Raw genomic sequence first — 7,897 nt, forward strand, 5'->3', positions numbered from 1 at the left:
GGCCGCGCTGGGGGGTGCAAAACCCCCGGCGCTCTCAACCCGCGCGCCGCCCCTCGGTCACGCGCAACGGAAACACCTTGGCCGGGTTCAACAGCCACGCCGGGTCGAACACATCCTTCACCCGCAGCTGCGCCTCCAGATCGGCATCGGTGAACTGCACCGTCATCAGGTCGCGTTTCTCGATCCCCACGCCATGTTCGCCGGTCAGACAGCCGCCGACCTCGACGCAGAGCTTCAGGATCTCGGCCCCCAGCGCCTCGCAGCGCTGCAGGTCGCCGGGCTTGTTGGCGTCGAACAGGATCAGCGGATGCATGTTGCCATCGCCGGCGTGGAACACGTTGGCCACCTCGAGCCCCGCCTCGGCGGAGAGCTCGCCGATGCGGCGCAGCACATGCGGCAGTTCGGTCACGGGGATGGTGCCGTCGAGACACATGTAGTCGTTGATCTGCCCCATCGCCCCGAAGGCCGATTTGCGCCCGAGCCAGATTTTCTTCGCCTCCTCCTCGCTGCGGCTCTCGCGGATCTCCACCGGATTGTGGCGCCGGGCGATCCCGGCGATCAGCGCCAGCTGCGCGTCGATCTCGGCGGGCGCGCCCTCGACCTCGATGATCAGCAGCGCCTCGCAGTCGGGGTAGCCGGCATGGGCAAAGGCCTCGCAGGCGCGGATGCAGGGGCGGTCCATGAACTCGATCGCCACCGGCAGCACGCCCGCCTTGATGATGTCGGAGACGCAGGCCCCGGCCACCTCGTTGCTGTCGAAGGCGATCAGCACGGGGCGCGCGCCCTCGGGCTTGGGCAGGATGCGCAGCGTGGCTTCGGTCACCACGCCCAGCTGCCCCTCCGAGCCGCAGATCACCCCCAGAAGGTCCAGCCCCTCCGGGTCCAGATGCGCGCCGCCGATCTCCAGCACGGTGCCATCCATCTGCACCAGCGTGACGCCCAGCAGGTTGTTGGTGGTGACGCCGTATTTCAGGCAATGCGCCCCGCCCGAGTTCATCGCGATATTGCCGGCGATGGCGCAGGCGAGCTGGCTCGACGGGTCGGGCGCATAGAAGAAGCCGTCGGCCTCCACCGCGCCGGTGACGCTGAGGTTGGTGCGCCCCGACTGCACCCGGATGAAGCGGTTGTCGTAATCGGTCTCCAGCACCCGGTTCATTCGCGCCACGCCGAGGATCACGCAATCCGCCGTCGGCAGCGCGCCTCCGGCCAGCGAGGTGCCCGAGCCGCGCGGCACCACCGGCACGCCCTCGGCATGGCAGATGCGCAGCACGGCCGAAACCTCCGCGGTCGTCCGCGGCAGCACGGCGGCCAACGGCGGGCAGCGATAGGCGGTCAGCGCATCGCATTCATAGGCGCGGGTCTCGGCCTCCTCGTGGATCACCGCATCCTTGGGCAGCACGCCCAGCAGGCGTTCGACGATGCGGGCCTTGCGGGCAAGGACCGCGGGGTTCGGCGTCGGCATGTCCATGAGCGGCCCCCTCCAAGGTGGTAAAGTAATATAACCAATCACGCAGGCTGGCAAGGAATCTTCGCAGGGTCTATAGCTCTGGTCATGACACTGATCCCGCTCCTTTCCCTGCCCAGCACGCTCGACTACGCCGCCGTCGGCCTCCTGTTCCTTGCCTGGGCCGGGACCGGCTGGATCGTCGAGCATCCGCCGGCGTCGCGCCCCTCGGTGACGACGCTGATGGTGGCGTTCCGGCGGAGCTGGATGCAGGAATTCGTGCTGCGCAACCCGCGGCTCTTCGATGCGGCGGTGGTGAACAGCCTGCGGCAGGGCACGGCCTTCTTCGCCTCGGCCTGCATGATCGCCATCGGCGGCGGCGCGGCGCTGATCGGCAATCCCGAGCGGCTGCACGGTCTGGCGAGCGATCTCACCCTGCCCGCCGGCACAAGCATGCTGGAGCTGAAGGTGCTGCTGGTGCTGTTCTTCGTCGGCGCGGCCTTCCTGAAGTTCGTCTGGGCACATCGGCTGTTCGGCTATTGCGAGATCCTGATGGCTGCGGTGCCGAACGATCCCGACGATCCCGAGGCCTATCCGCGGGCGGCGCAGGCGGCGGGGATCAACATCACCGCGGCGCGCAGCTTCAACCGCGGGCTGCGGGCGGTGTTCTTCGCCATGGCGGCGCTCGGCTGGCTGCTGGGCGGGCTGGCGCTGATGCTGACCACGCTGGCCACCATCGGCGTGATCCTGCGGGCCGAGTTCGCCTCGGCCTCGCGCGAGGTCATCATGGGGCGCGACCCCGGTCGGCGCTGAGCCTCAGGCCCGGGCGCGCCGGGTGAAGCGGCCCTCGCGCAGCCAGGCCCCCAACATCAGAAGCGCGGCCAAGGCCAGATAGAGCCAGCCCGGCAGCAGGGCGGCGACGCGGATGTCCTGCGTCAGATAGGCGTCGCGCGGGGTGATGCCGATCCAGCCGCGGCCCGCGGCGACGCGGCCCGCGCGCACCGACCGCACGTCCGGCGCGCCCTCTTCCAGCCGCAGCACGCCGCCGCCCGTGGCCTCCAGCACCGGGCGCAGCCGGTCGGCGCTGGCGATGGTCTCCTCGAATTCCTTCGGCGCGGCGGGGCCGATGGCGATCACCGCCTGCTGGTCGCCCTGCTCCAGCCGGTAGAGCCCCATTTCGGGCGCGTCCCATTCGACGGCATAGCGGCCCGGCCCGGCCTCGGGCATCGGCAGGCTGGTCTCCGATCCGTCAGGCGCGGTGATCGTCACCTCGCCGGGCGCCTCGCCGATGGTGCGGCGGGTGATGGTCAGCCGCTGGCCCTCGGCAGTCGCAGTCAGGGCCTCCTCCTCCAGATCCGGCTCCTTCATCATCCAATGCGCCAGCCGCCTGAGCAGCTCCAGCTGCGGCCCGCCGCCCTCGTAGCCGCGGCCCCAGAGCCAGATATGGTCCGAGGCGAGCACCGCCACGCGGCCCTCCTCCACGCGGTCGAGCACCAGCAGCGGTCGATCGCCCGCCCCGGTCATAACCACCTGCCCGCCGCGGGCGGCAAGCTCGGTCTGGCGGAACCAGCGGCCCCAGCCGCCTTCCGGCGCCAGCTCCTCCAGCCCCTCGGTCACCGGATGACGGCGGCCCAGATCGGTGAGCGTGGGGGTGAAACCGCCTTCGATCACCCGGCTCGTCGCCTCCACCGGCAGGATCTCGGCCAAGGGCGAGCGCCAGAGACTGTCGGCGGTGCCGAACTCCGGCCCCGCCGCCACCAGCACGGTGCCGCCGTTCTTCACGTAGTCGCGCACATTCTCAAGATAGGAGGTCGGCAGGATCCCCCTCAGCCGGTAGCGGTCGAAGATGATCAGGTCGAATTCGTCGATCTTCTCGACGAAAAGCTCGCGCGTCGGGAAGGCGATCAGCGACAGTTCCGACACCGGGATGCCGTCCTGCTTTTCCGGCGGGCGCAGGATGGTGAAATGCACGAGGTCGACCGAGGCGTCGGATTTCAGCAGGTTGCGCCAGACCCGTTCGCCCGCATGCGGCTCGCCCGAGACCAGCAGCACGCGCAGCCGGTCGCGCACGCCGTTGATCTGCACCACGGCGGCATTGTTGCGGTCGGTGATCTCGCCCTCGACGCCGGCCACCTGGAACTGCAGCACGTTCATCCCGCCATGCGGCAGGGTCACCGGCAGGTCGAGATCCTCGCCCACCGGCACGCGGTAGCTCTGCGGCTCGCCGCCATCGACCGAGATCGACAGATCCGCCGTCAGCCCCGCCGAGGCCGGAACCGCGCCCTGATCCTCGACCCGCAGCGTCAGGGTGAAGGGCTCGCCCAGAATGGCGAAGGCCGGGGCGTTCTTGACCACCAGACGGCGGTCCCAGTCGCTTTCCTTTCCGGTGAGCAGCACATGCAGCGGCGCGGGCATCTGCGGCGCCAGCGGCACGTCATGCGCCTGCCCATCGGTGATCAGGATCGCCCCCGCCACCCGGGCGCGCGGCTCTTCGGCCAGCGCCTCGGAAAGCGCGGTCATCAGCTGCGTGCCGCCATCCTCCGGCGCATCGGCAAGGCGAACGACACGCAGCTCGGTGTTCTCCAGCGCCGCAACCTCGGCCCCCACCGCCGCCAAGGCCTCGGCCGTCTGCGCCGGGCGATCGCCGATACGCTGGCTCGCGCTTTCATCGACCACGGCGATCACGATGTCGGACAGCGGCGCGCGGTCTTCCTCCTGCAGGGCCGGGTTCGCCAGCGCCAGCAGCAGCACCGCCAGCGACAGGCCGCGGAGCCACCAGCCGGAGAGGCCGCGCCAGATGGCGAGACCCAGCATGACCAGAGCCACCGCGCCCAGCGCGTAAAGCACCGGCCAGGGCAGGAAGGGATCGAAAACCACGGTGCCGTTCATTGCCCCAGCCTTTCCAGCAGGGCCGGAACATGGACCTGATCGGATTTGTAATTGCCGGTCAGCACATGCATGATGAGATTGACCCCGAAGCGATAGGCGATCTCGCGCTGCCGCTCACCCGCATAGCCGCGCCCGACCGGGAACTCCGGCCCGCCCTGCGCCGTCACCGCCCAGGCCGAAGCCCAGTCGTTGCCGCCGATCACCACCGGCGTCACCCCGTCGTTCAGATTGCGGAACGGCATGCCCTCGGCCTGTTCGGCATCCGGCGGCGCGGCCTCGACCCAGAGCGTGGGCGAGGTGTAGCGGCCGGGGAAATCCTGCAAGAGATAGAAGGTGCGGGTCAGCACATGGTCCTGCGGGATCACCTCCAGCGGCGGGATGTCGAGCGGCGCGGCCAGCATCTGCAGCCGCCGCCCCTCGGGCGTGGCGCTGCCGAGCCCGGCCAGATCGCCGTCGCGGGTGTCGAACAGGATCAGCCCGCCGGTGCGCAGATAGTCGTTCAGCTTGCTGTAGGCGGCGGAAGAGGGCATCGGCTGGTCGGCGGTCACCGGCCAGTAGAGGAAGGGGAAGAAGGCGAGCTCGTCCGTCTCCAGATCGACGCCCATCGGCTCGCCCGGCTCCACCGAGGTGCGCTGCGACAGCGTCTGCCCCAGCCCGCGCAGCCCGGCCTCCGAGATGTCGTTGGCCCGGCTGTCGTCGGTCATCACATAGGCCAGCCGCACCGCGCCGGTCGCCTCCATGGCGAAGGTGTCGGTCTCCTGCGCCTCGGCGCGCGGCACCAGAGCCAGCGCCAGCAGCACCACCGCGCCGCGCACCACGCCGACGCGGCTGCCAAGACGGCCCGAAACGGCGAGTGCGGCGATGATGTCGAGCATCAGCAGCCCCAGCGCCGCAGCGAGGAAGCTGCCCTTCAGCGCCTGTTCGCGCGCAGTCTCCAGCCCCTCGACCACGATCCGCTCCGGCCAGGTTGCGGCTGTCAGCACCGTCTCCGGCCGGATCACGTTCAGCGCCACGCGGCGGTCGGTCCCGGCATAGAGACCGGGCGGCAGCGCCGGGCCGGGCAGGCCCGCCGCCAGCACCGCACCCTCGACCCCCGCGACCTCGCCCGCATCCTGCGGCACGCCGAAACCGTCGAGCACCACCTCGGGCACCCAGATCTGGCCTTCCAGATCGGCGGCTTCCGGCGCGGCGGGGCGGGTGGAGACGGCGAGCCGCTCCAGCATCTGCACGAAGAGGCCGGAAAGCGGCAGCGTCGACCATTCGGCATTCGCCGTCACATGCACCAGCACCACCTGCCCCTCGCCCACCGGCTTGCGCGTCACCAAGGGCGTTCCGTCGGCCAGTGCCGCGATGGTGCGCGCCGCGAGATCGGGGTCGGGCTGGGCCAGCACCTGCGCCGAGATCGAAACCTCCGCCGGGACCGGCAGGCCGTGGAAGGGCGAGCCTTCGGGGAAGGGTGCCAGCGTCTTCGGCTCGCCCCAGCTCATCGCGCCGCCGACGGTCCGCCCGCCTTCGCGCAGGCGCACCGGCATCAGCGGGTCCTCGTTCATCCGGCTGACATCGCTGGAGGCCAGACGCGGCCCGGCGAAGCGCAGCAAGAGCCCGCCCTCGTCGAGCCAGTCGAGGATGCCGTCCTGCTCCACCTGCGTCAGCCGCGCCACATCGGCCAGCACGATCACATCGGGGCTGGCCAGCAGCACGTCTTCCAGCGAGCCGTCGATCAGATCGGCCACCGGCTCCAGCGCCTGCCGCAGATAGTGGGTGGGGGACAGAAGCTGCAGCCCCTCGCGGTCGTCGCGGCCCGCGATCAGCGCCACCTTGCGACGCTTCAGGCTGTCGTCGGTCAGGCTGACGGCGCCGGCAGAGCGCACGCCGGCGATCTCGAAGCGCGAGATCCGGTTGCGCAGCTCGGGCGGCAGCGACAGCGCGGTCTGCGCCTCGGCCTCGCCCGCGGCGAAGTCGAGCGTCACCCGCGCCAGCTCGCGTTCGATCCCCGCAGGGTCGAGACCGCGGGCCGAGACCTCGGTGCTGACCGGATCGGCGGCGGGCAGGCGCAGCGCCGAGACCTGCACCGCGCCATCGGCAAAGCCTGCGGGTTTCAGCGCCAGCACCGGGCGCGGGCTCTCGAACACGGTCAGGTTGCCTCGCCCCTCCAGCGCCGCCAAGAGCGTCTCGCGCCCCGGATGCTCGAGCCCGTCGGAAAGCCAAAAGCTGTCGAAGGTGCCCTCGGGCAGCGCCGCGGCCCAGCCTGCGAGGTCGCTCGGGCCCCAGGCCTGCGGCTCCAGCCCGGCGATCCGACCCGCCCAGGCATCGGCACCCTGGAAGGCGGGGGGCTCGGGCGCGTCGGTCAGGCGGATCACCGCCACGGCGCGGCCTTCGCGGCCGGCATCCTCGACCAGTGCCGAGGCCCGGTCGATCCGGCGCGGCCAGTCGCGGGCATCGGCCCATCCGGCGTCGAGCAGCACCAGAAGCGGCCCGCTGCCCGGCTCGCGCTGCTGCGGGTTCAGAACCGGCCCGGCGAAGGCAATGATCGCAGCTGCCACCGCCGCCATGCGCAACAGCAGCAGCCACCACGGCGTCTTGTCGGTCTCGGTCTCCTCGTCGGCCAGCCCCAGCAGCAGCGCCACGCCGGGGAAGCGGCGGCGGATCGGCGCGGGCGGCACGGCGCGCAGCAAGAGCCACAGGATCGGCAGCGCGATCAGGCCCAAGAGCAGCAGGGGCGCGGTGAAGCCGAGGGGACCGATCATCCACATCAGGCGCCGCGCTCCAGCGCCCGGTAGAGCCAGAGCAGCGCCGGTTGCGCCGATTGGCCGGTGTGGTGGCAGTGATAGTGCCAGCCCGAGGCGCGGGCCAGCGTGTCGAGCCGCGCCTTGCGCTCGGCCAGACGGTCGAGATAGCGGCTGCGCAGGTCGCTCGCCCGCATCGTCTCGTGGCGCAGGCTGCCGCCCATCGATTCGAAGATCGTGCGCCCGTCGAAGGGAAACTCCTCCTCCGCCGGATCAAGCACCTGCAACAGCGTGCCGCGCATCGACTTGTCGGCGGCCCGGGCCATCGCCCGCTCCACCCCGGCCATGTCACCGAGGAAATCCGAGATCAGCACCATCCGCCCATGCGACACCAGCCCCGAGGCCTCGGGGGCGGCATAGTCGCCCGGGTGATCCTCGGTCAGCGCGTCCGCGATGCGCAGAAGCTGGCTGCGGCCGGAGCGAGGCGGCGCGGTCTCGCCCGTCAGGCCGACACGCTCGCCGCCGCGCAGCAGCAGGACCGAGACGGCCAGCGCCAGCAGCTGCGCCCGGTCGGATTTCGGCGCGCGGCCCCGGTCGCCAGTGAAGCTCATCGAGCGGCCCGCGTCGACCCAGAGCAGCACGGTCTGCGCCGCCTGCCACTCGCGCTCGCGCACGAAATGCGCGTCGGAGCGGGCAGAGCGCCGCCAGTCGATCATCCGCGCGGAATCGCCGCTGTGGGCGGGGCGGTATTGCCAGAACTCGTCGCCCATCCCGGCACGGCGACGGCCGTGATCGCCGAGGATCACCGTCGCCGCCAGATGTTCGGCAGAAGCCAGAA

General features: G+C 71.0%; 5 protein-coding genes. 1 reads left to right on the forward strand and 4 read right to left on the reverse strand.

The annotated features are described in order from the left end of the window. Window positions 1-34: 34 nt before the first annotated feature. Window positions 35-1,468: an FAD-linked oxidase C-terminal domain-containing protein gene (locus C5F48_RS20160; RefSeq protein ID WP_107665584.1), complete on the reverse strand. Its 1,434-nt coding sequence runs from the start codon at window positions 1,466-1,468 to the stop codon at window positions 35-37. Window positions 1,469-1,552: 84 nt separating this feature from the next. Here C5F48_RS20160 and C5F48_RS20165 point away from each other — a divergent pair, with 84 nt between their 5' ends. Next, entirely contained in the window at window positions 1,553-2,257 is a 705-nt protein-coding gene (locus C5F48_RS20165) for a DUF599 domain-containing protein (RefSeq protein WP_107665585.1), read from the forward strand. A 3-nt stretch (window positions 2,258-2,260) separates the two neighbouring features. Here the strand turns inward: C5F48_RS20165 and C5F48_RS20170 are convergent, their stop codons facing one another. The 3 genes from C5F48_RS20170 to C5F48_RS20180 all read right to left on the reverse strand — a co-directional run. Then, on the reverse strand, window positions 2,261-4,333 hold the full coding sequence (locus C5F48_RS20170) for a hypothetical protein (protein ID WP_107665586.1): 2,073 nt from the start codon (window positions 4,331-4,333) through the stop codon (window positions 2,261-2,263). After that, on the reverse strand, window positions 4,330-7,086 hold the full coding sequence (locus C5F48_RS20175; RefSeq protein ID WP_107665587.1) for a DUF4159 domain-containing protein: 2,757 nt from the start codon (window positions 7,084-7,086) through the stop codon (window positions 4,330-4,332). The genes C5F48_RS20170 and C5F48_RS20175 overlap by 4 nt, the downstream gene beginning before the upstream one ends. Further along, window positions 7,086-7,897: DUF58 domain-containing protein (locus tag C5F48_RS20180; RefSeq protein ID WP_107665588.1), on the reverse strand; the 812-nt coding region annotated here is incomplete at its 5' end. The genes C5F48_RS20175 and C5F48_RS20180, both read right to left, overlap by 1 nt.

Origin of the sequence: Cereibacter changlensis JA139, from assembly GCF_003034985.1 — a bacterium.
GTDB lineage: Bacteria > Pseudomonadota > Alphaproteobacteria > Rhodobacterales > Rhodobacteraceae > Cereibacter > Cereibacter changlensis.

Excerpts from the sequence above, each read along its gene's own strand:
- C5F48_RS20170 (WP_107665586.1), bottom strand. The coding sequence starts at position 4,333 with ATGAACGGCACCGTGGTTTTCGATCCCTTCCTGCCCTGGCCGGTGCTT.
- C5F48_RS20160 (WP_107665584.1), bottom strand. The coding sequence starts at position 1,468 with ATGGACATGCCGACGCCGAACCCCGCGGTCCTTGCCCGCAAGGCCCGC.
- C5F48_RS20165 (WP_107665585.1), top strand. The coding sequence starts at position 1,553 with ATGACACTGATCCCGCTCCTTTCCCTGCCCAGCACGCTCGACTACGCC.
- C5F48_RS20175 (WP_107665587.1), bottom strand. The coding sequence starts at position 7,086 with ATGTGGATGATCGGTCCCCTCGGCTTCACCGCGCCCCTGCTGCTCTTG.